Raw genomic sequence first — 21,270 nt, 5'->3', positions numbered from 1 at the left:
ATATGAATTCTCAACCCACTGATCCGGCGCCCGCGAACTCGCGGGTGCCGGAGACCGGAGCCGAACCAGTCCTCGAGCTGCGCGGGATCAACAAACGATTCGGTGCGGTCCAGGCACTGACCGATATCAACCTGACCATCGGCCGCGGCGAAGTCGTCGGACTCGTCGGCGACAACGGCGCGGGCAAATCCACCCTGGTCAAGGTCATCGCCGGAGTCCACGGCGCCGACGAAGGTGAGATCATCCTGGGCGGGCGGTCCCAGAAATTCGCGGCGCCGAAGGACGCGCAGAAGGCGGGAGTCGCGACAGTCTTCCAGGACCTCTCGCTGTGCGAGAACCTCGACGTCGTCGCCAACCTGTTCCTCGGCCACGAGAAGACCCGCGGCGGTGTTCTCGACGAGGTCACCATGGAGGCCAAATCCTGGGAGCTGCTGCGCAGCCTCTCGGCCAAGATCCCCAGCGTGAGGGTGCCGATCGCGGCTCTCTCCGGCGGACAACGTCAGACGGTCGCGATTGCCAGGTCCCTCCTCGGCGAACCATCGATCGTGATGTTGGACGAGCCGACGGCGGCGCTCGGTGTGGCACAGACCGCCGAGGTGCTCAACCTCATCGAGCGCCTGCGAGAACGCGACCTCGGAGTGCTTTTGGTCAGCCACAACATGGCCGATGTGCAGGCCGTGTGCGACCGCGTCCACGTTCTGCGCTTGGGCAAGGATGCCGGTGACTTCCCCGGTGACGAGCGCACGGACGTGCTGGTCGCCGCGATCACGGGAGCCAACGACAATGTCGTGACTCAGCGAGCGACCCGGAGGGGTGAGCGCCGATGACCCGCAACTCGTTCATCACCGACGAACGCATTTCGAGCGAGGGGTTCTTCGCGACATTCGTGCGTCGAGTCAAGGAGGGCCAGCTCGGCTCATTTCCGGTGATTCTGGCGCTCATCGTCATCGTCATCGTCTTCCAATCGGCGAACAGCAAGTTCATCTCACCGGCCAACCTGGTCAACCTGTCCACGCAGGTCGCGTTCCTCGCGATCCTGGCGTTGGGCATCAACCTGATCCTGCTCCTCGGCGAGATCGACCTGTCGCTGGCGCAATTGGGTGGGCTCTCCGCCTCACTGCTGGGTGTGTTGGTGGTCAGGCAAGGGGTTCCGCCTCTGATCGCACTGGTCATCATGCTGGTATTGGGTCTCGTCGTCGGCGCGATCCAGGGCTGGTTCTTCGCGGTGGTCGGGATACCGGCCTTCGTGGTCACTTTGGCAGGGTTGCTGGCGTTCACTGGGCTGACGTTGACCACTCTGGGCGTGCAGAAGAACCTGTCGATGGCCGACACCTTCGCCTTCGACTTTGCGAGCTTCTACTTCCCGGCGATCTGGGCCTACGTATTCGGGGCAGTCGCCGTCATCGGCTTCGGTGCGGGGATCATCTACTCGAAGCTGCGCCGTCACAACGAGGGACTCGACAGTCCCAGCTGGACCTCGGTGATCGTGCGCATTGCCATCCTCACCGTCGTCGTGTTCGGGTTCCTCATCCTGGTCAACCAGGACTTCGGTCTGGCGATGCCGTTCTTCCTCATGATCGTCATCGCGATCGTCATCGATCTGGTGCTGCGCAAGACCAAGTACGGGCGCTCGATCTACGCGGTCGGCGGCAAGGTCGAAGCCGCCAGACGTGCGGGCATTCGGGTGACTTGGGTGCGCATCAGCGTGTTCATGGCCGCCGGTGTGCTGGCCGCATTGTTCGGCTTCATCAAGACCGGTGTGACGACCAACGCGGGATCGACGCTGGTGAGCACACAGGACCTGCTCAACGCGATCGCCGCAGCGGTCATCGGGGGCACCTCGCTCTTCGGTGGTCGCGGTACAGCCTGGGCAGCCGTACTCGGTGCCCTGGTCGTCGGTGCGATCAACAACGGTCTCTACCTCATCGGCTTCAACTCCGATGCACAGCAGATCATCACCGCGCTCGTCCTGCTCACGGCCGTCGTCATCGACGCACTGAGCCGCCGCGGACAAAGGTACGTCGGACGGGGTTAGCGAACGTCGGGGTTAGCGAGGGTCACGGTTAGCGCCGGTCGCCCTCTCGCCAAGCAAGCTCATCGAGCGGACCACTGAGCGTCGAAAGTACCAGTTGCAACTGGTGCCCTCGATGATCAGTGGTCCGCTCGATGTGTTGGCATATAGGCGCCGAGGTGGGCCCGGGTTCCGGTTTGCCCTTCTCAGGTTTCCGCTCGCGCTCCTCAGCGTTGCCGCTTCGCCCAACTTCAGACGTGCTGATACAGTCGTGGGCAATGACATGGGGTGCCTGACGTTGATCGCGTGAGGCTGAGAGAACACCCATCGAACCTGATCTGGGCCATACTAGCGAAGGGATCGTCATGGTTGACTTCGACCTGCGTTCTGCCAATGCACGACTGCGTGCGAGCAATCCACTCATCCAATGCATCACGAACACCGTTGTGCAGCAATTCAGCGCCAACGTGCTCCTGGCCGTCGGTGCCGCCCCGGCGATGCTCGACCACGAGGCCGATGCCGCACAGTTCACGCGCATCTCCAGCGGACTGCTGGTCAACTTCGGCACCGCCACGAATCAGCAGTTCCTTGCCGCTGACGCCGCCATCGACGCAGCCAATGCAGACTCCAAGCCGTGGGTCCTCGACCCGGTGAGCATTGGGGCGGTCGACTTCCGGACCACACGAATCCGTCGCGCGGCGAACTCTTCACCCACTGCCATCCGTGGCAACGCCTCCGAGATCGCGGCACTGGCCGGAGTGGGCCTGGGTGGTCGGGGAGTGGACTCCACCGACGAGGTTGATGCGGTGATTCCGGCCGCGGCCGAACTGGCCAAGTCCACCGGAGCAATCGTTGCCGTCTCAGGTCCCAAGGACGCGATCGTCGCTCACTTCGACGGGGCCGACCATGTCGCCCGCCTCGATGGGGGACACTCCTTTATGCCGCTGGTCATCGGCACCGGATGCTCTCTCGGCGCAGTCACCGCCGCGTATCTCGTGGGCGCAACGACCGCCTCGGCGAGGTTCGAGGCCGTGGTCGCAGCCCACGCTCACTTCAAGGTCGCCGGTGAGACCGCCGCCGAGGGTGCACGCGGACCCGGCAGCTTCTCCGTGAACTTCCTCGATGCGCTGCACACGATCACGGGTGATGATCTGGCCGGGGTCCACGTCGAATCAGACAGGGTCGAATCAAGTGCGATCGACGCCGAGGCGATCGACGGAGCACAGTCATGAGCGCCTCGTCTCCCGAGGCGAACACCCGCCTGGCCGGAATCGACGCTCGGCTCTACCTCGTCACCGATTCGGCACAGTGCCGCGAAGCTGGACGCAGCGTCGCCGATACCGTCCGCGAGGCTGTGGGCGGGGGAGTGGGGATCGTGCAAGTCCGCGACAAGGACATCGACGACGATGCGTTCTACACGTTGACTCGTGAGGTCATCGCAGCCGTCGACAGCGTTCTGGTCGACACGAACCGTCGTGTCCCCATCGTCCTCAACGACCGAGTCGCGGTCGCCCAGCGACTCCTCGCCGAGGGAGTAGAAGTCCACATTCACGTCGGACAGTCCGACACCCCGGTCGAAGAAGTACGCGAACTCATCGGCCCAGAACCGCTGCTCGGGCTGTCGGCGGCCAACAGCACCGAATTCGCAGCCGCCCGGGAATCCGGCGTCGTCGACCTCGTCGGCATCGGGCCCGTCTACGACACCACGACGAAAACCGACGCACCCGACGGGATCGGGCCCGACCGCCTCGGCGAGCTTGTGGGTGAAGCGGGACTTCCCGCGGTTGCCATCGGAGGGATCAGCACCGATCGTGCCGCCGAACTGAGGGGCCGCGGTCTGCTCGGGATCTGTGTGGTCTCTGCCATCTGCCGCGCCGAGGATCCGCGTGCCGCAGCCGAAGAACTGCTCGCGGAATTCGGCGACGGACTCGCGGCATCGGTTGACGGACATGTGGAGGCAGCTCAGTGACCACACGGCCACCCATCGCACTGTCCATCGCAGGCACCGACCCCAGTGGGGGAGCCGGCATCCACGCCGACCTCAAGACCTTCACGGCCCGCGGGGTGCTGGGCACCACGGCCATCACCGCTCTGGTCGCGCAGAACACGCACGGCGTTTCGCGGGTCTATGGAATCGACGATGACTTCGTCTCCGACCAGCTCGACAGTGTGCTCAACGATATGCCCGTCGATGCCACGAAATCGGGGATGCTCGGCTCACGCTCCCTCGTCGAACTCGTCGTCGCACGAGCGGCCCAGGGCCAGCTGGGCTTCTACACCGTGGACCCGGTCATGGTCGCGACGTCCGGGCACCGCCTCCTCGAGGTCGATGCCGTGACCGCCGTCCGCGATCACCTGCTCCCGGTTTCCGACCTCATCACCCCGAACCTGCCCGAAGCTGCGCTGCTGATCGGCGACGACGAGCCCGTGGCGAAGAACCCGCAGGAGATGTTGGTCCAGGCCAGACAGCTCGTCCACCGCGGACCGCGCGCGGTGCTGCTCAAGGGTGGGCACGCGATCGAGGGCGATGTCGCCGACGTTCTCGTCACCGCAGAAGGCACGGTCACTGAGTTCACCCACCCACGAGTGGAGACACCGAATACGCACGGAACCGGGTGCACATTGTCGGCCGCGATCACCGCCGAGGTGGCCGTGCTCAAGCGTGCACGTGCAGTTGACGATGTGAGCTCGGATCTCCTCCACGAAGCCGTCGACAATGCCCTGAACTATCTGGCTCGGGCGCTGAAGTCCGCCGCGAACTGGCAGGTCAGCTTCGATCCGAAGGGCGCTCACGGACCCGTCGACCACCAGGTCGACATCGTCCGCCGTTAGAACAACCAGTCACACACCCGGATGGGCTTGCCATCCGAATACCGCTCAAAGACGCTGTGGGACCGCCGAGGTCCCCTGAACAAGGGAGATATCAATGACGACAGACTTTTCCGCAGGCCCCCAGACCACTCAGCTGTGGGACCGTGTCCGCCCGATCGTCGAACAGATCGAGCGCCTGCCCTTCCTCGGCCAGCTCGCCGAGGGCAGCCTCGATGTGAAGGCCTTCACGAACTACATCATCCAAGACGGCATCTACCTCACCGGTTACGCGAAGGCGATGTCCTTCCTCGCCGCCGGAGCCAACGACCGGGACGAAGCACGATTCTGGGCCAGTTCGGCAGCCGAGGCCATCAGTGTGGAAGAGGAGATGCACGGTGAGCTGCTCGCCGATTCTCGCCTGGCCGCGTCCCACGATGAACTCGTCAGCAGCGGAGCCGGTTTCAAGGCCTCACCCACCACCTTGGGCTACGTGTCCTACCTCGTGGCCACCGCTGCCAGCCGCTCCTATGGCGAAGGCGTGGCCGGAGTGCTGCCGTGCTTCTGGGTCTACGCACACATGGGCAAGGTCCTCGTCGAACGGGCCGGCCAGATGAGTGCTGACCACCCCTACCGCACCTGGGTCCAGACCTACGACTCACCTGAATTCGATGAGTCGACCCGGCAGGCCGTACAGCTGCTTGAACAGGAACTCACCAATGCCCCCGCCGAGGTGGCCGCAAGAATGCGTGCCACGTTCGAGCAGGCCTGTGTGTACGAACTCCACTTCTGGGCCTCTGCCCATGCGCTCCAAGGCTGGGATGCAGGAGTGTTCGTGCCGCAGAGCTGAGCACTAGTCTTTGGTGACGTCTGGTTTGAGACGGCGGAAGAGATTCCACAGTGCGATTGCGACGATGGCAAGGAAGATGCCGGTCGGGAGGAAGACAAGGGATTCCGGCCACGATCTGCCTAACCCGACGCTGAGCGTCTGCACAAGAGACAAGGCGAACAGCAGAGCGCAGGCACCAGCGGTGATTCGCATGAACTCCATCAGACAGTCGAAGAGATAGACGCGTTCGCCGCGTTGTATCCAGTACTCCTTGTGCGGAATGTTGACGAGGCTGAGCGGCATCTTCTCAAAGATCGAGCGAATTGAGAGCAGCACCGAGAGTCCCACTCCCAAAGGAACGAGCCACGCGAATACCTCACCCTTCGACGCCCAGTCGTCAGGTTGACCGTTTGCCCCGAAATGGCTCGGCACCTGGTCGGGTGCATTGAACCAAACCCAGAACGCGGTAGAGATGAGCACCGCCAGGGACGCCGCTGCGAAGATCAACGCAGCGGTTCCAGGGCGCCGGCTCGGATTCGGTCTCGTTGAGGAAGGCACACTGCCAGGCTATCCGGTGCCCGGTGCCTAGTGCAGGGCACCCGTTTCCGGGTGTCAGGTGTCGGGAGAGATCAGGCCGGATGGCTTCCTGATGGACCGCTTCTGCCCGGAGGTGTGGGTCCCAATGAGCCCATCGCATGCCAACCGCGACGCAGGGTGGTCCACAGGAGCACATGGTCGACTTCCATCAGGGGGACTCGGTCGTGTCGCGGACAGGCAAAACGTCCGACGAAGAACACGACGGTAGCGAAACACGTACCCATGATGAATAGAATCAGCAGATCCATGACGGCCTCCTCACACCCGTATCGAATGCATGTCTCCATTTTCCTCCCGGCTCGAAAAGAAAGATAGGGCCACCTGGCAACAAGTGGCCTGCATGCCATTTACGCTTCCGCGCGTGTGAATGCTCGCGAGTGAATGCCTGTGAGGGGACGGAGCCGCAACTATCTCTGCCCGACTATGCCGGAGGCGACCTTGGGGTATTGGTAGTGCCGCGTTCGATGGGAGGGATGCTGACCTGGGGCGTTGCAAACATCCCAAGATTTATGGGCCATCAATAGGTACAAGAATCAAATCATGATCGAACAAGATTCGAAAAAGAAGGTGCAAATAGTCAAAATAAATGTATAATTGAAAGAAGAGCAACGACGATGTTGGCGAATGGACTTCAGTACCATGACTCTCACCCCCGACCGCACCCCAGGAAACCCGGAAAAGCGTGACCCACGCTCCGATTCCAGTGATGCCGCCACGGGTCCAGACGCAGCTGATGTGTCTTCTGATGATGAGCTGACGTTGTTCGACCAGCTCAAAGACTCCAACCTCGACCTCACCGGTCACCCCCTCGCCAAAACCTTCGAAGCACTTGCCGCCGTACCCACCGGTGAACCCGATACGGCGAACGAGGCCGTAGAGCCAACAGCCGAGGGTGCGGAATCCACCGATGATGGCGCGACCGGCGACGTTCATGAAGCGGTGCCCGAAGACGCTCATGAAGCAGCGCCCGGCGATGACTCCGCCGTGGCCAGCACCGCACCGGCAGCCGATGGTTCAGGTAAGCCTGGCCCGACCGAAACTGGTTCGAGTACTCCGAGTCCTCACCCGCTTCTCTCGAGCGAGGAATGGACAGACCTCTCACGCTTCGCTCCCGAAGTCACGACCAGCCTCACCGCACTCAGCGGGCTCAAGGACGGGCTGCGGACCTTTGATCGGTTGATGGGTCCTGATGATGCGATCACACTCATCGACGGACTCGAAGCCCTGAACCGAGTCAATGAAGCCCTGTCGACTCTGGCGTTGGCTGTGTGTGAACGAGTGGGAACACCGACTGATTATGGTGCTAAAACAACGAAGGCACTTATCCAGGACAGGTTGAACATCACCAGCCGCGAAGCCAACCGCCGCACCGACATGGCCAAAAACCTCGGCGGACGGGTGACTCTGACAGGGCAGCCACAAGCACCGCTGTTTCCCACGGTCGCTGATGCCTTCAACGAAGGCAGGCTTTCGGCTGATCAGGCCACGGTCATCAAGGACTGCTTGAAGAAACTACCCACCTGGACCACCCAAGCCAATCGCGACTATGCCGAAACAACACTCGTGGAGAAGGCACCCAGTGTGCGGGTCCATGACCTGCGTGCGATCTTCGCTCGGATCCTGGCCCATATTGATCCCGATGGGCAAGAACCCATCGATGCCACAGACCGGTCCATGTACAAGGTCACCATGCATGCCCGTGACAACGGTGACTGGGAACTTGCCGGTCTCCTTGACCCCGTCACGGGCGGGCAACTCAACGGGCTGCTGACAGCGCGAACCAAAATCGCAAACAACACCAGCAACAGCAGCGACAACAGCGCATCGGATGTGAGCGAGTCGGGTGTCTTAGAAGACGGCACCCTCGTCGACATGACCGGGCAGAGGTTGAGTGCTCAGGAGTGGATTTACGAACGCTTCGCGACTCTCATCTCCAGGATCGACATGACTCGTACCGGCCAAGGCGCACAATACGCGTTAGTCGTCACCGCGAAGGCCGAAGACCTCGCGAACGGAACCGGTACCGGCACCACAGGTACTGAGAACCCGGTCCCGATCAGCGAACTGGCTCGCAATGGCCTCAACGGGGCGGTGTTCTTCGAACTCATTTCGGAGAAGGCGAAGACGATGCAGGTGGTCACGGAGAATCGGTTCGCGAATGCGAAACAGATCGCGGTCCTGACAGCACGTGATCAAGGATGTACGTTCCCGGGATGTGATGCACCGCCGGGATGGTGCGATGCCCACCATATTGTTGAGTGGGCACAAGAAGGTCGAACGGATGTCAATAATATGACGTTGAGTTGTTCTGCCCATCACCACCTTCTGGACAGATCGGACTGGGAGACAGTGATGCTCAAAGACGGTAGACCCGCGTGGGTACCTCCGGCATCGATTGATCCGGCGAGGCGGCCGATATTGCATGCGAGGTTCGTGGCTCAAGAAGTCATCGACACACTCTTCGACGAATGACCGCTCAGGCCGCTCAGTCTGCTCAGACCGCTGGGGACGCTCAGGACGCTCAGGTGTAACTGAGAGCCAAATTCTTCACCGCAGCAGATACGGAATGCGCTGCCCGACGCCCCTCCTCGGCGGTGAAGCTTGCTGGGAAAGTAAAGCGCACACTCGTCTTCGCGACATCATCAGCAATACCTAGCGCGGTGAGCACATGCGATGGTTCATCTGACCCGACGGCGCAGGCGGAACCACTCGAAGCAGTGACGCCCAGGCGTTCAAGTTCGAGCAGTACGGCCTCACCACTGGTCCCTGAGAAACAGAACGAAGCATGATTCGGAGTTCGCGAGCAGTCACTGCCTGTGAGGAACGCTCCGGAGACCGTGGTCAGCACCTCTGCGATGAAATCATCCCGGATGGCCAGGACACGGTCAGCGATCTCAACTCGCTCCGCCTCGGCGAGTTCCAACGCGGTGGCAAACGCGACGGCAAGGGCAACGTTCTCCGTCCCCGATCGACGCCCAGACTCCTGACCGCCACCGTGGATAAGCGGTTCAAGCGGGATCCGTGCGCGAATTGCAGCGACTCCGATACCTTTCGGCGCACCGACCTTGTGCCCGGCCAGGCTCATGGCATCGACGCCGAGTCCGCTCAGCGGGAGCCAACCCGCAGCCTGCACGGCATCGGTGTGGAACAGTGCGCCAGCATCGTGAGCAACCTTGGCCAGGGCTGCGATATCGGCGACCGTGCCGATCTCGTTGTTCACATACCCCAGGCTGACCAGGAGCGTGTCCTCGCGCAGTGCCGAACGGAGTGCCTCAACCGCGATCGTGCCATCGGGTCCGACGGGCACCACTGTGATCTCGAACCCGTGCCGACGAGCCAGGAAATCCGTCGCAGCAAGTACCGCCTCATGTTCCAGAGCAGAGGTCACGATATGTCGCCGAGGTGGCGGAGCGTCCGGTCCTGCACCGGGGTCAGCATCGCCATCGGCTAGAGCCCCGAGAGCGATACCGATGATCGCAAGATTGTCGGATTCGGTACCGCCGCTGGTGAAGACGATGTCGGTGCTGCGCATGCCGAGTACCTTCGCCACTCGTCTACGCGCGTCCTTGAGCGCGTCTGCCGAGGTGCGGCCGACCTCATGATGGCTCGAAGGATTGCCGAACGCACCAGTCAGATATGGCCAGGCCGCCTCGAGTGCCTCCCTGCGCACGGGTGCCGCCGAAGCAGTGTCGAGGTAGAGCGGTGCCTTCGCCTCTGGCTCCTGTTCGAGTCCCATCTCAGCTCAGCCCCACACTGCTGTCGGACTCAACTCCGCCGACCTCGGCTGTCAGGTCCAGGTCGAGTCCCAGGTCGATCGCGCGGACACTGTGAGTCAGTGCCCCGGAGGAGATGACGTCGACTCCGGTGGCGGCGATATCACCGACGGTCTCGAGAGAGACATTTCCGCTGGCCTCGACGATCGCTCGTCCGGCGATGAGCTCCACGCCGGCACGCAGATCTGCCAGGGAGAAATTGTCGAGCATGATGATGTCGGCGCCGCCGTCGAGTACCGCCTGGATCTGCGCGAGGCGATCGACCTCAACCTCAATCGTCGTCGTATGCGACAGTCGGTCCCGAGCCGAGCGGATCGCGGCCGCTACATCTGCCCCCTCATCTGCGAGGACGGCCAGGTGATTGTCCTTGACCATGACCGCGTCCGAGAGTCCGAACCGGTGGTTGTGCCCACCGCCGCAGACCACCGCGTGCTTCTCAAAGGCCCGCAGGCCTGGTGTGGTTTTCCGGGTGTCGACGATGCGCACACCACGACCGTCCGTGTTCGTGCCTGCGGAATTCGACGATGCTGCATCGACGAAGGCTCTGGTCTGAGTCGCGATTCCGCTCATCCGCTGGCAGAAGTTCAGTGCGATCCGCTCGGCTCGCAGGACTGCTCGGGCGGGGCCCGACACTGTCGCCAACGTGTCACCAGCTGCGAAGGCATTGCCATCGGCGCTGGTCAGATCCACATCGACGCTCGGGTCGACAAGGGTGAAGGCACGAGCGAACACATCGATTCCAGCAAGGACTCCGGCCTCGCGTGCGCTCAGCTTCGCCGTCGCCGAGGCGGTGGCCGGGATGAACGTCTCACCGGTGATGTCGCCCCACGGTGCGTCCTCGTCGAGAGCGAGACGGAGAGCGGAGTTGATGGTCGTGGCGCTCAGCATGAGGCGGCCTCCTGAAGCAGGGAAGAGGTGGACATGAGGTCGACGGATTCGGGCCGTCGCGTCGACAGTGCGCCGGACGTGGGGAAGTCGGTGCGGGTGTGGGCACCTCGACTCTCCTGCCTGGCGAGGGCCTGAGCCGCGATGTATCGCGCAATATGCGCAAGATTCGCAGTCTCGAATCCTTCGCGGAGTTCGGCAGGTTCAACATCAGCGACGAGCAGCCTACCCTCGCCGAGGCGGTCGAGCACGGTGCGCAGTCCGTGTCCCTCTCGTTCCACGCCGAGGTGGGTCCACGCGAGTTCTTGGAGTTCCTCACGGGAGATCCGGTTGGAGGACGAACCGAGTTTCGTCGACAACGACAACGACGCTGCCGTCGCCGAATGCGATGCTCGGCTCGGTTCCGGTATCGGCCCCGTTCGCGTTTCGAACTCCGTCGCAATCGCCTCGGCCGCGCGGGCTCCGAAGACGGCTCCCTCGAGCAGGGAGTTCGAGGCCAGACGGTTGGCACCGTGCACACCGCTGCAGGCGACCTCGCCGACGGCGAAGAGTCCTGCGATGTTGGTGCGTCCGTCCAGGTCAGTGTTGATGCCGCCCATGAAGTAGTGGGCGGCCGGTGTGACCGGGATGAGATCGGCGGCCAGATCGAAACCATGAGCAGCCAGGCCGCGGGCGATGCTGGGAAAGTGAGTCACGACTTCGGGAACAGATCGGGCATCGAGATAGCAGGGGAGACCATTCTGTTCGGCCATTCTCCGGTGGATCGCCAAGGCCACGACATCACGGGGCGCCAGCTCACCTCGGCGATCGATGTCTGGCATGAACCGGTGACCGTTCGCGTCGAGGAGGAGAGCTCCGGCGCCACGGACCGCCTCGGAGATGAGGAACCCGGATCCGGCCAACGCGGTGGGATGGAATTGGTAGAACTCCATGTCGGACACGGCGGCGCCTGCACGGATCGCGGCGGCCAGTCCATCGCCGGTTGCGCCTTCAGGATTCGTCGTGTGGGCGTAGAGCTGACCCGCCCCACCTGTCGCCAGGATCACTGCATCGGCCGCGAGGAATTCGTGGACTCCGTTGCGCAGCAGCGACACTCCGGTGCACCTGCTCGTGTGTCTCGCTGGAGACCCCGCCGGCCCCGTAGGAACCACAGACCCCGCCGGCCCCGTAGGAACCGCAGAACCTGCAGGACCCGTAGCCTCCGAAGGCCCCGTAGGTGCGGTGACCAGGTCGAGAAGCATCGTGTGCTCGAGCAATCGGACCCTGCCGGCAGCGACTGCGGCACGAAGTGCGTTCGTCAGCGCCTCGATGATCGCTTTGCCGGTGGCGTCGCCTCCGGCATGGAGGATGCGCGGAATCGAATGCGCGCCCTCCAGGCCGCGCGACCATTCACCGGTCCTGTCGCAGTCGAAGTCGACACCTGCGGCCGCAAGCTCGAGGATTCGGTCAGGGCCCTCGGTACACAGCACGCGGACGGCGGCCTCATCGCCGAGCCCGGTACCGGCGACCAGGGTGTCGGCGACGTGGGCTTCGACGGTGTCATCGGCTGCGAGCACTCCGGCGATTCCGCCCTGGGCCATGGCCGTATTCGACTCGCCCACACCGTCTTTGGTCACCACGGTGACCTCGTGTCTGCCGGCCAGCCGCAGAGCGGTGGTCAGCCCGGCGATGCCGGAGCCGATGATGAGTACGTGACTCACGAGCCGCTCAGATCCGCGGCTTCGCGGCGAGCATCCGCTCCAGGGATACACGGGCCGGATCGGCCACCTCGGCGTCGACGGAGATCTGATTGATCACGGTGCCGTCGAGCAGCGATTCGAGGACCCAGGCGATGTAGCCGGGGTGGATCCGGTACATCGTCGAGCACGGGCACACGACGGGATCGAGGCAGAAGATGGTGTGCTCGGGATGCTCGGCCGCCAGCCGCTGAACGAGGTTGATCTCGGTGCCGATGGCGAACGTGGTCGGTTCGGTCGCCTCGGCGATGGCCTTCGTGATGTAGGCCGTCGACCCGGACTCATCGGCGGCGGCCACGGTTTCCTGTGGGCACTCGGGGTGGACGATGACGCGCACATCGGGGTGATCGACGCGTGCCTTGTCGATCTGTGCGGGGGTGAAGCGCTTGTGCACCGAGCAGAATCCCTGCCACAGGATGACCTTCGAGTCCTCGATGGTGCTGGGGGAGTTGTTGCCCAGGGGTCGAGCCGGGTTCCACAGTGGCATGGCCTCGATGTCGATGCCCATGTTCAGAGCGGTGTTGCGGCCCAGGTGCTGGTCGGGGAAGAAGAGCACACGCTGACCGCGCTCGAAGGCCCACTCAAGGACCACCTCGGCGTTGGAGGAGGTGCACACGATGCCGCCGTTGCGGCCGCAGAATCCCTTGATCGCGGCCGAGGAATTCATGTAGGTCACCGGGATGACGGGCACCTTGCCGTCAGCATCAGGCTCGTCACCCAACAGATCGGTCAGCTGTTCCCAGCAGTCCTCGACCTGGTCGATGTCGGCCATATCAGCCATCGAGCAACCGGCCGCGAGGTTGGGCAGGATGACCGACTGTTCGGGTGTGGAGAGCAGGTCAGCGGTCTCGGCCATGAAATGGACGCCGCAGAAGACGATCGCCTCGGCCTCGGGATGATTCTGGGCAGCCTTGGCGAGCATGAACGAGTCGCCGATGTAATCCGCGTGCTCGACGACCTCGACGCGCTGATAGTGGTGGCCGAGGATGACGACCCGGTCGCCGAGCTTCTCCTTGGCGCGGATGATCCGGTCATTGAGCTCGTCCGCCGAGGCATCCCGGTACTCAGCGGGGATCTCACCCTGGCGTGGGGCTGAGACGGGAATCGAATCGTCCATCGAAGCGCCGGGCCCATAGCCAGGCTTGGCGTCGACGTCCCACGGGGCATCGATGAGGTCGGTCGAACACATTTCGTCGTTCTTGCCCTTCGCGGAGATGTCCTTGAGGGTGAGCTCGATCGAGGCTGTTGTGGTCATCATCGTCCTTCGCAGAGTGGAGCGGCGCGCCCGTGGAACAGGTCAGCGCGCTCCCGGAGCAGAGCGGTAAGCTCCCGGAAAAGTTTTGCGCAGATTTGAGCTTAATCATCATTGCTCGTAATGTAAAACACCACCGTGCGGCGGACCAGGGTCGATGATCTAGTCTGGAAACTGGCTCGCAATCCGAGTCGACCCGAACGTGAACTCGCGCGATTCGGCCGGCACCACAGCCTGCCGCCGACTTGCGCATATGCGGCGCTGTCGCAGCGTTGCCAACCAGACGAAGGCCGACCGAAGAGGATGCCCATGCCCCTGCCCGATAGTCCGACACCAGATCGACCCGCACCTGCACAGCCTGAGAACTCCACATCCGACCAGCCCGAGATGACTCCGCCCTATGGGAGCGGCCCCGCATCCACTGCTGCTGCCGGTGCGGCTGCGGCACCACCTCGGCGGGTGCGGACTCTGGACCTCATCAAAGCCAAGACACAGGGCCGGCGCTGGGCGATGCTGACCAGCTACGACCAGTACACGGCCGCACTGTTCGAGCAGGCCGGCGTCGAGGTGCTGCTGGTCGGCGATTCCGCGGCGAACAATGTCTACGGCCACGAGACCACACTGCCCGTCACCGTCGATGAGCTCATCCCGCTGGCGCGAGCGGTCTCCAGTGCCACCTCTCGGGCGCTGATCGTCGCAGACCTTCCCTTCGGCAGCTATGAGATCTCCGATGAGCAGGCGGTCGCGACGGCCGTGCGCTTCATGAAGGAAGCCGGCGTCCACGCGGTCAAGCTCGAAGGGGGAGTGGCCGTGGCCTCGAGGATCAAGGCGATCACGACGGCAGGCATTCCGGTGATGGCCCACATCGGGTTCACGCCCCAGGCCGAGCACAACCTCGGCGGGTACAAGGTTCAGGGTCGTGGGGATGCCGGTGATGCGCTGCTGGCCGATGCTCGTGCCGTCGCCGAGGCGGGGGCATTCTCTGTGGTCATGGAGATGGTTCCAGCCGGGTTGGCTGGGCAGGTGACGGCGGAGATGACGATCCCGACTGTGGGGATCGGTGCCGGTGCCGACTGCGACGCCCAGGTGCTCGTCTGGCAGGACATGGCCGGTCTGCGGACCGGCAAAGCGCCACGGTTCGTCAAACGGTATGCCGACCTGCATTCGGTGCTCAGCGACGCTGTCGGTCGCTACGTCGATGAGGTTAAGAGCGGCGCATTCCCCGAGCCGGAGCGGAGTTTCGAGTGATGGAGGTCGGTGGAATCCAGGCCCTGCGCGCCTGGCGGAAGCGGCAGTCGGGCACCGTGTCACTCGTACCGACGATGGGTGCCCTGCACTCTGGGCATCAGGCACTGATGGACCGGGCCCGGGAATCGGGAGATTCGGTCGTGACGAGCATCTTCGTGAACCCGCTGCAGTTCGGCACCGACGAGGACTTCTTCCAATACCCGCGGCCGTTCGAGGCTGACTTGGAAGTCTGCGAGGCCGCCGGAGTGGACTTCGTCTTCGCCCCGGCGCTGGGGGAGATGTACCCGTCTGCACCCGAGGTCACCGTGTCATCCGGACGGATGGGAGCAGTATACGAAGGCGCTGCCAGGCCCGGACATTTCGACGGGGTTCTCACTGTCGTGGCTAAGCTCTTCACCCTGACGGCACCGGACTCCGCGGTGTTCGGACTCAAGGACATTCAGCAGTTCTGCCTGGTCAAGCGCCTGATCTCCGACCTCAACTTCGATATCGAGCTGATCGGCCTGCCTGTCGTCCGCGACGACGACGGTCTTGCCATGTCGAGTCGCAATGAATATCTCGCACCTGCCGATCGTGTCGCCGCATTGGCCATACCTCGTGCTTTGGATGCGGGAGCGCAGGCAGCCTCCGACGGATCGCCAGTGGGTGTCGAAGCCGCAGCGGAAGCGGTTCTTCAGGCCGCCGCTGAGCGAGGGGATCTCGAATTGGGCTACCTCGGCCTCGTTGATGCGACGACCTTCCGGCCGTGCGCACAGGACTTCGAAGGGCAGGGTCTGCTGCTCGTCTCTGCCACCGTCGGAGGGACTCATCTCATCGACAATGTGCCACTGGAATTCCACCGCTCTGTGTGAAATTCGAGTTGAATTGCTGGTCGGATAAGGCAGCGAAATTCCGCTGGCGGTATTGAAGAATGCCGCCGATATTTCTCCTTCGACACCGAATCGTGACCAGTTTATGAAAGAAATGTTAAGTCACTGAAATACGTCTATGGACGGGTTTCTGCAGACATCTTCATTTGCGCCATCATTCGATTCTCACCTGTCAAAAAGCCTTGTTCTGAGTGTCCGTTGTGAATAGACTCCAAATCAGCAACAGCGAAAATAGGAGTGTTCATTCGCTACGAATTCGAGTGTTCATTCGCTGCAGATGAAGGAGATGACGGAAATGCAAATGTCGGACTTGTGGTCAGTTCTTGCGAAAGTGGGACTGGCAATTCTCATACTTATCGTCACATGGATACTTGCCTCGATCGTCAAATGGGCGATCGGGAAATTGGTGACGAAGATACCGGCACTGCAGCGTGACGGAAGCGACGGACGCCAGATCGGGAAGTCGATCGGTCAGATCGGCAGCCTGATCATCTGGCTGCTCGGGCTCATCGCCGTACTGCAGCTGTTCAACCTCGACCAGGTCCTCAGCCCGCTGCAGGGACTGCTCGACGGAATCTTCGGGTTCCTGCCCAACATCATCGGCGCAGGCTTCATCTTCTTCATCGGCTTCATCTTCGCCAAGATCGCCAAGCAGCTGGTTCAGACCGCACTCAACGCCGTCGATCTGACAAAGCTGACGTCGAAGTTCAGCTCCCTCGGTGACCGCGCCACGGGCCTGGCAGAGTCGGCTACCGGCACCGGCCCGCAGCAGAACAACATCAACTCCCAGCAGGCAGCCTATGGACAGCCCCAGCAGGGTCACCCAGGACAGCAGCCCGGACATCCGGGTCAGCAGGGCCACCCGGGACAGCCACAGCAGGGTCACCCCGGACAGCAGGGTCACCCCGGCGCCGGGAATCCCAACGCTGAGGCGAACGCCAAGGTCTCGTCTCTTGCCGGCAACCTCGTCTTCGGAATCATCATCATCGTGGTCTCGATCTCTGCACTCCAGGTTCTGGGCATTGCGGCCATCTCGCAGCCGGCACAGCAGATGCTGGAGCTCTTCCTCAGCGCCATTCCTGCCATCATCGCGGCCGGCATCCTGCTGGCCATCGGCGGGGTCATCGCGAAGTTCCTCGGCAACCTCCTCGAAGAGGTTCTGCGCGGAGTCGGTACGGATCGGGCAGTCGATTCGATCGGAATCGTTCCTGAGGGCACCAGTGCCTCGAGCGTGATCACCAAGATCGTGCAGGTTGCGATCATGATCTTCTTCGCCATCATGGCCACTCGTATGCTCGGCTTCCCCGAGATTACGAACATACTCAACGAGATCCTCGACCTCGGCGGCAGCGTCCTCTTCGGCGCCGCCATCATCGCCGCTGGATTCCTCATTGCGGTACTGATCGGCAAGTTCATCACGAACAATGTGGCGAGCAAGGTGCTGCGCTACTCGGCCATCGCACTCTTCATCGCGATGGGCCTGCGCTACATGGGACTGGCTGATTCGATCATCAACCTGGCCTTCGGTGCAGTGGTCATCGGCGGAGCCGCAGCAGCTGCGCTGGCCTTCGGTCTCGGTGGACGCGATGCCGCCGCCAATATGCTCAACAAGGTTGAAGCCGAGGTCGAAACCGCAGTCGACAACGACAGTGGAGCCGGCAGTCCGGCTGGCAGCACCAACACTGCAGGCAACGCCAACACCGCAGGCAGCACCAATACTGCAGGTAGTGGAAACAGCGGAATCGGAACCGGCGGAGTCGGCAGCACCGGACACGGTGGCGCCAGCACCGGGGACGACGGTCCGCTCGGTGGTCCCGCAGGCAGTGGTCCTGCAGGCGGTGGTTCAGGAGGCAGCGGTCCCGTACCGCCTGCCAGCTGACCAGGCGACATGAAGAAGGTGCGGGCCGGGGTAACTTACCCCGGCCCGCACCTTCATGTTTCGGCAGCTTCTGGCTGCGCTTCTCGACAGAACAGCTTCTCTACAGAACAGCTTCTCTGCAGAGCTGCTTTTATCCAGACCTGCTGTTACACCGGGATGGCGATGACGGCGATGCCCATGACCACGAGGACCACGGCGGAGACGGCCTCGATGTAGAAGTCGGTGCTTCTCCTCTGCAGGGCGGCAGCTGCCATGCCGGCGATGAAGGCGAGAAGGATCTGGTAGGCCAGCATCAGCCCGATCACGACCGATACCAGCAGCAGGTAGTCGGCGCCAGCGGCTGAGGACGGCACCAGAGTCGGCATGACGGCGAGGAAGAACAGCCCCGCCTTCGGGTTGCTCAACGACGAGATCAGACCCCGACGATACGAGATGACCGAGCGCAGCTGACCCCAGGATTTCTTCCCACCGGGTGCAGCGTTGACCTCGGATCCGGTGTCGATTCCGGTGCCGGTACCCACCACGGCACCGTCACTCACCACGTCGCCGGCACCCACCTCGGCGCCGGTATCGACTGCCTCGCTGACGACGAGATCATCGGTGGCTGCCGCGATCTCACTGACCTGTCCGCGCGGGGGAGTCCCACGCAGTTCGGCCCGGATCCGCAGAGCCTGCCGAGCAGCCAGGACGCCGAGGAAGCACAGGTAGAGTCCACCGACGACCTTGAGGACGAGCAGAGCCGAAGGGAACGTGGTGAGCAGTGCGGAGATTCCGGTCAGCGCCGCGATCATCCACACCGTCATTCCGGTGGCCGAGCCGAGTGAATAGATCAGCCCGGCCTTGCGGCGCAGGGCCGAGAGGCGAACGGTGAGGATCGTCTCGGGGCCGGGCGTGACGGCAAGGACGGTCGCGGCTCCGGCGATGGTGATGAGCTCGGCTCCGGTCATGGTGCTCCTTCAAGGACAGCGACCAGGCGGGTGGCCTGGTCGGAGTGGCAAATGCGACGCTGCACGATGACGGCCCGGGATGGTCGCCGCGAATCACTCTGAGTCGGGCGCGAAGGGCTCTGACTCAAGTCTGCCGCAGGACAGCCCGAGATAACACATTGGGAAAAGCAATCATTTGCTAACGACCATTCGGCATCACCGAACGATCATCGGCTAACCTGAGCACATGTGGGATCTCAACCGACTGCGCATCTGGCGGGCCGTCGTCGCCACCGGCTCCGTCGTCGACGCCGCCAAGAGCCTCAACTACACATCGGCCACGGTCAGCCAGCACATCACGAACCTGCAGAAGGCCGTCGGTGTCCCCCTCTACCGCAGATCAGGGCGCGGCATCGAGATCACCGACCTGGGCAAACGCCTGGCCGAGGAATCCTCCGATGTCTTCACCGGCCTGAGCAGGCTCGACACCCTTGTGGAGAGCTTCCGCACCGTGAACCGACCCCGGATGCGCATCGCGGCTTTCACCTCGTTCAATGCGGGGCTGCTGCCAGGGATCATCGAGCCGGTCGCACTCGAACACCCGGATATGCGCTTCGACATCCAACTCAATGAGCCGGCCAAGGTTCGCCGCAGCCACTGCACGATCGAGATCCGCAGCGAAGTGCCCCAGGACGATGAGGTCCACCTGCCCGGAATGACGCGCACTGTCCTCTTCGACGATGACTACAGAGTCGTGGTCTCGGACAGGCACCAATTCGCCAGCCTCGAGTCCGTCCCCTTCAAGGACCTCGCAGACCAGCGGTGGGTCGACTACGACCTGTGGGCGGGCCCGACCAGCAAGGTCGTCGACCTCGCCTGCGCCGCCGCCGGTTTCGAGCCACGGACCTTCGCGGCCTCCGAAGACGAGTTCGCCGCCCTCGCCCTCGTCGCCTCGAACCTGGCCATCACCGTTCTGCCGCGTCTGTCGTCGGCTCAGCTGCGCCCTGGACTGACCGCTGTCGGCCTCACCGACCCCACACCTGTGCGCCGCGTCGTCATGCACGTGCGTGAGCGCGAGGCGCATCTGCCGCACGTGCGCTCCTTCGTCACCGCCGCCGAGGCGGTGGTGGCCGACTACCTGTCCCGCTGAGTGGCCGTCGGCTGCGACCGATCCCAAGCAATCTTCGTCTGATCCCAAGCGATCGTCAGCTGGTTCCAAGCGATCTCCAGCTGGTTCTGACAGGGGAGACGCGGTGTTCCTCATAGTGAGCTGAGTCCCCGGCGTCAGGGCTGTGGGATAGGCTGTTCGGGTGAGTTCTGAAATCGAAATCGGCAAAGGCAAGCGCGGTCGTCGCGGCTATTCCCTCGATGACATCGCCGTCATCCCTGCTCGGCGTACGAGAGATCCCGAGGATGTGTCGCTGGACTGGCAGATCGATGCCTACAAGTTCGATCTCCCCTTCATCGGCGCCCCGATGGACTCCGCCATGTCACCGGAGACCGTGATTGCTCTGGGCAAGCACGGTGGCCTGGGCGTACTCGACCTCGAGGGCCTGTGGACCCGCTATGAGGACCCCACTCCGCTGCTGGCCGAAATCGCTCAGCTGCCTGCGGAGATGGCGACCTCACGGATGCAGGAGCTCTACTCAGCACCCATCCAGGCCGAACTCATCACGGCCCGGCTCGAACAGATCCGCGAAGCAGGAGTCACCGTCGCCGGTGCTCTGACACCGCAGCGGACCCAGCAGTTCTACAAGACCGTCATCGATGCCGGAGTCGACATCTTCGTCATCCGCGGCACCACGGTCTCGGCCGAGCATGTGTCTTCGCACACGGAACCGCTCAACCTCAAACAGTTCATCTACGAACTCGACGTCCCCGTCATCGTCGGCGGTGCCGCCACCTACACCGCAGCCCTGCACCTCATGCGCACCGGCGCTGCCGGCGTGCTCGTCGGCTTCGGCGGGGGAGCGGCCGCGACAACCCGCAAGACCCTGGGCCTCCATGCTCCGATGGCCACCGCGATCGCCGATGTCCACGCCGCACGGCGTGACTACATGGACGAATCCGGCGGCCGCTACGTCCACGTCATCGCCGATGGCGGACTGGGCTCCAGCGGCGAGATCGTCAAGGCCTTCGGCGTCGGCGCCGATGCCGTCATGCTCGGCACCGCCCTGGCCCGTTCGACCGAGGCTCCGGGCCGCGGGATGCATTGGGGTGCAGAAGCACACCACCCCGAGCTTCCCCGCGGACACCGTGTGGAGCTGGGAACAGTGGGCAGTCTCGAACAGGTCCTCTTCGGGCCCGGCCGCACCGCCATCGGCGAACTCAACCTCGCCGGTGCCCTGCGTCGTGCCCTCGCCACCACCGGCTATGTCGATCTGAAGGAATTCCAGCGCGTCGACGTCACCGTCTCGCCCTATCAGCCTGGATCGGTGGTTTGATCTGTTCCGCCTG

Annotated in this window: 19 protein-coding genes and 1 riboswitch; of the genes, 12 read left to right on the top strand and 7 right to left on the bottom strand. The window is 63.2% G+C overall.

Features of this window, described 5'->3' with window-relative positions:
- Nucleotides 1–2: 2 nt before the first annotated feature.
- From CXR25_RS14495 to CXR25_RS14470, 6 genes are all read left to right on the top strand, one after another.
- Complete coding sequence (locus tag CXR25_RS14495; protein ID WP_069600707.1) at nucleotides 3–827, top strand: ATP-binding cassette domain-containing protein; 825 nt, start codon at nucleotides 3–5, stop codon at nucleotides 825–827.
- On the top strand, nucleotides 824–2,035 hold the full coding sequence (locus CXR25_RS14490) for a sugar ABC transporter permease (RefSeq protein WP_009885003.1): 1,212 nt from the start codon (nucleotides 824–826) through the stop codon (nucleotides 2,033–2,035). Before CXR25_RS14495 ends, CXR25_RS14490 begins: the two co-directional genes overlap by 4 nt.
- A 250-nt stretch (nucleotides 2,036–2,285) precedes the next feature.
- Nucleotides 2,286–2,389, top strand: a riboswitch (TPP riboswitch).
- Nucleotides 2,377–3,243, top strand: a complete 867-nt coding sequence (thiM, locus tag CXR25_RS14485; RefSeq protein ID WP_125240719.1) for a hydroxyethylthiazole kinase — start codon at nucleotides 2,377–2,379, stop codon at nucleotides 3,241–3,243. (Overlaps the previous riboswitch by 13 nt.)
- Nucleotides 3,240–3,980: a thiamine phosphate synthase gene (gene thiE / locus CXR25_RS14480; RefSeq protein ID WP_096157396.1), complete on the top strand. Its 741-nt coding sequence runs from the start codon at nucleotides 3,240–3,242 to the stop codon at nucleotides 3,978–3,980. Before thiM ends, thiE begins: the two co-directional genes overlap by 4 nt.
- Complete coding sequence (gene thiD, locus CXR25_RS14475) at nucleotides 3,977–4,843, top strand: bifunctional hydroxymethylpyrimidine kinase/phosphomethylpyrimidine kinase (protein ID WP_096157395.1); 867 nt, start codon at nucleotides 3,977–3,979, stop codon at nucleotides 4,841–4,843. The genes thiE and thiD overlap by 4 nt, the downstream gene beginning before the upstream one ends.
- 94 nt (nucleotides 4,844–4,937) lie before the next feature.
- Nucleotides 4,938–5,669 carry a TenA family protein gene (locus CXR25_RS14470; protein ID WP_009884999.1) on the top strand — a complete coding sequence of 244 codons (732 nt, stop codon included), beginning with the start codon at nucleotides 4,938–4,940 and terminating at the stop codon, nucleotides 5,667–5,669.
- Nucleotides 5,670–5,672: 3 nt separating this feature from the next.
- Here CXR25_RS14470 and CXR25_RS14465 read toward each other — a convergent pair whose 3' ends face one another.
- Nucleotides 5,673–6,206, bottom strand: coding sequence for a DUF1648 domain-containing protein (locus CXR25_RS14465; protein WP_240518528.1), 534 nt, complete (start codon nucleotides 6,204–6,206; stop codon nucleotides 5,673–5,675).
- 71 nt (nucleotides 6,207–6,277) lie between these two features.
- Nucleotides 6,278–6,493, bottom strand: a complete 216-nt coding sequence (locus tag CXR25_RS14460) for a hypothetical protein (RefSeq protein ID WP_125188133.1) — start codon at nucleotides 6,491–6,493, stop codon at nucleotides 6,278–6,280.
- A 376-nt stretch (nucleotides 6,494–6,869) separates the two neighbouring features.
- Here CXR25_RS14460 and CXR25_RS14455 point away from each other — a divergent pair, with 376 nt between their 5' ends.
- Nucleotides 6,870–8,717: a DUF222 domain-containing protein gene (locus CXR25_RS14455; protein WP_125240718.1), complete on the top strand. Its 1,848-nt coding sequence runs from the start codon at nucleotides 6,870–6,872 to the stop codon at nucleotides 8,715–8,717.
- A gap of 49 nt (nucleotides 8,718–8,766) precedes the next feature.
- Here the strand turns inward: CXR25_RS14455 and CXR25_RS14450 are convergent, their stop codons facing one another.
- From CXR25_RS14450 to nadA, 4 genes are read right to left on the bottom strand one after another with little or no spacing between them, the layout of a single operon-like run.
- A complete protein-coding gene (locus CXR25_RS14450) occupies nucleotides 8,767–9,981 on the bottom strand; it encodes a cysteine desulfurase family protein (protein WP_096145966.1) in 1,215 nt (404 codons plus the stop codon).
- A gap of 1 nt (nucleotide 9,982) precedes the next feature.
- Nucleotides 9,983–10,906 (bottom strand): carboxylating nicotinate-nucleotide diphosphorylase, encoded by a 924-nt coding sequence (nadC, locus tag CXR25_RS14445; protein ID WP_125240717.1) that lies wholly within the window; start codon nucleotides 10,904–10,906, stop codon nucleotides 9,983–9,985.
- On the bottom strand, nucleotides 10,900–12,603 hold the full coding sequence (nadB, locus tag CXR25_RS14440) for an L-aspartate oxidase (RefSeq protein WP_125240716.1): 1,704 nt from the start codon (nucleotides 12,601–12,603) through the stop codon (nucleotides 10,900–10,902). Before nadB ends, nadC begins: the two co-directional genes overlap by 7 nt.
- A gap of 7 nt (nucleotides 12,604–12,610) precedes the next feature.
- Nucleotides 12,611–13,894 carry a quinolinate synthase NadA gene (gene nadA, locus CXR25_RS14435; RefSeq protein ID WP_101584437.1) on the bottom strand — a complete coding sequence of 428 codons (1,284 nt, stop codon included), beginning with the start codon at nucleotides 13,892–13,894 and terminating at the stop codon, nucleotides 12,611–12,613.
- 306 nt (nucleotides 13,895–14,200) lie between these two features.
- Here nadA and panB point away from each other — a divergent pair, with 306 nt between their 5' ends.
- From panB to CXR25_RS14420, 3 genes are all read left to right on the top strand, one after another.
- Nucleotides 14,201–15,139 (top strand): 3-methyl-2-oxobutanoate hydroxymethyltransferase, encoded by a 939-nt coding sequence (gene panB, locus CXR25_RS14430; protein ID WP_009884992.1) that lies wholly within the window; start codon nucleotides 14,201–14,203, stop codon nucleotides 15,137–15,139.
- Complete coding sequence (gene panC, locus CXR25_RS14425; RefSeq protein ID WP_009884991.1) at nucleotides 15,139–15,990, top strand: pantoate--beta-alanine ligase; 852 nt, start codon at nucleotides 15,139–15,141, stop codon at nucleotides 15,988–15,990. The genes panB and panC overlap by 1 nt, the downstream gene beginning before the upstream one ends.
- 349 nt (nucleotides 15,991–16,339) lie before the next feature.
- On the top strand, nucleotides 16,340–17,887 hold the full coding sequence (locus CXR25_RS14420) for a mechanosensitive ion channel (RefSeq protein WP_241212336.1): 1,548 nt from the start codon (nucleotides 16,340–16,342) through the stop codon (nucleotides 17,885–17,887).
- A 146-nt stretch (nucleotides 17,888–18,033) separates the two neighbouring features.
- Here the strand turns inward: CXR25_RS14420 and CXR25_RS14415 are convergent, their stop codons facing one another.
- Nucleotides 18,034–18,834 carry a LysE family translocator gene (locus CXR25_RS14415; RefSeq protein WP_096145973.1) on the bottom strand — a complete coding sequence of 267 codons (801 nt, stop codon included), beginning with the start codon at nucleotides 18,832–18,834 and terminating at the stop codon, nucleotides 18,034–18,036.
- Between the two features lie 226 nt (nucleotides 18,835–19,060).
- On the opposite strand from CXR25_RS14415, the gene CXR25_RS14410 reads away from it, so the two are divergent.
- Together CXR25_RS14410 and CXR25_RS14405 are read left to right on the top strand one after the other, a co-directional pair.
- Nucleotides 19,061–19,963, top strand: coding sequence for a LysR family transcriptional regulator (locus CXR25_RS14410; protein WP_009883856.1), 903 nt, complete (start codon nucleotides 19,061–19,063; stop codon nucleotides 19,961–19,963).
- A 160-nt stretch (nucleotides 19,964–20,123) separates the two neighbouring features.
- Entirely contained in the window at nucleotides 20,124–21,257 is a 1,134-nt protein-coding gene (locus tag CXR25_RS14405) for a GuaB3 family IMP dehydrogenase-related protein (protein WP_009883857.1), read from the top strand.
- Nucleotides 21,258–21,270 lie beyond the last annotated feature (13 nt).

Origin of the sequence: Brevibacterium aurantiacum, from assembly GCF_003932995.1 — a bacterium.
In the GTDB taxonomy this organism is placed as follows: Bacteria; Actinomycetota; Actinomycetes; order Actinomycetales; family Brevibacteriaceae; genus Brevibacterium; species Brevibacterium aurantiacum.
This window is presented reverse-complemented; position numbering and strand designations above follow the sequence as displayed.

What these genes read in the sequence shown, in the direction of transcription:
- CXR25_RS14470 (WP_009884999.1), top strand. Translation starts at nt 4,938, where the DNA reads ATGACGACAGACTTTTCCGCAGGCCCCCAGACCACTCAGCTGTGGGAC.
- CXR25_RS14410 (WP_009883856.1), top strand. Translation starts at nt 19,061, where the DNA reads ATGTGGGATCTCAACCGACTGCGCATCTGGCGGGCCGTCGTCGCCACC.
- panC (WP_009884991.1), top strand. Translation starts at nt 15,139, where the DNA reads ATGGAGGTCGGTGGAATCCAGGCCCTGCGCGCCTGGCGGAAGCGGCAG.
- nadA (WP_101584437.1), bottom strand. Translation starts at nt 13,894, where the DNA reads ATGACCACAACAGCCTCGATCGAGCTCACCCTCAAGGACATCTCCGCG.
- CXR25_RS14460 (WP_125188133.1), bottom strand. Translation starts at nt 6,493, where the DNA reads ATGGATCTGCTGATTCTATTCATCATGGGTACGTGTTTCGCTACCGTC.
- CXR25_RS14455 (WP_125240718.1), top strand. Translation starts at nt 6,870, where the DNA reads ATGGACTTCAGTACCATGACTCTCACCCCCGACCGCACCCCAGGAAAC.
- thiE (WP_096157396.1), top strand. Translation starts at nt 3,240, where the DNA reads ATGAGCGCCTCGTCTCCCGAGGCGAACACCCGCCTGGCCGGAATCGAC.
- CXR25_RS14490 (WP_009885003.1), top strand. Translation starts at nt 824, where the DNA reads ATGACCCGCAACTCGTTCATCACCGACGAACGCATTTCGAGCGAGGGG.
- nadC (WP_125240717.1), bottom strand. Translation starts at nt 10,906, where the DNA reads ATGCTGAGCGCCACGACCATCAACTCCGCTCTCCGTCTCGCTCTCGAC.
- CXR25_RS14495 (WP_069600707.1), top strand. Translation starts at nt 3, where the DNA reads ATGAATTCTCAACCCACTGATCCGGCGCCCGCGAACTCGCGGGTGCCG.
- thiM (WP_125240719.1), top strand. Translation starts at nt 2,377, where the DNA reads ATGGTTGACTTCGACCTGCGTTCTGCCAATGCACGACTGCGTGCGAGC.
- CXR25_RS14415 (WP_096145973.1), bottom strand. Translation starts at nt 18,834, where the DNA reads ATGACCGGAGCCGAGCTCATCACCATCGCCGGAGCCGCGACCGTCCTT.
- CXR25_RS14450 (WP_096145966.1), bottom strand. Translation starts at nt 9,981, where the DNA reads ATGGGACTCGAACAGGAGCCAGAGGCGAAGGCACCGCTCTACCTCGAC.
- panB (WP_009884992.1), top strand. Translation starts at nt 14,201, where the DNA reads ATGCCCCTGCCCGATAGTCCGACACCAGATCGACCCGCACCTGCACAG.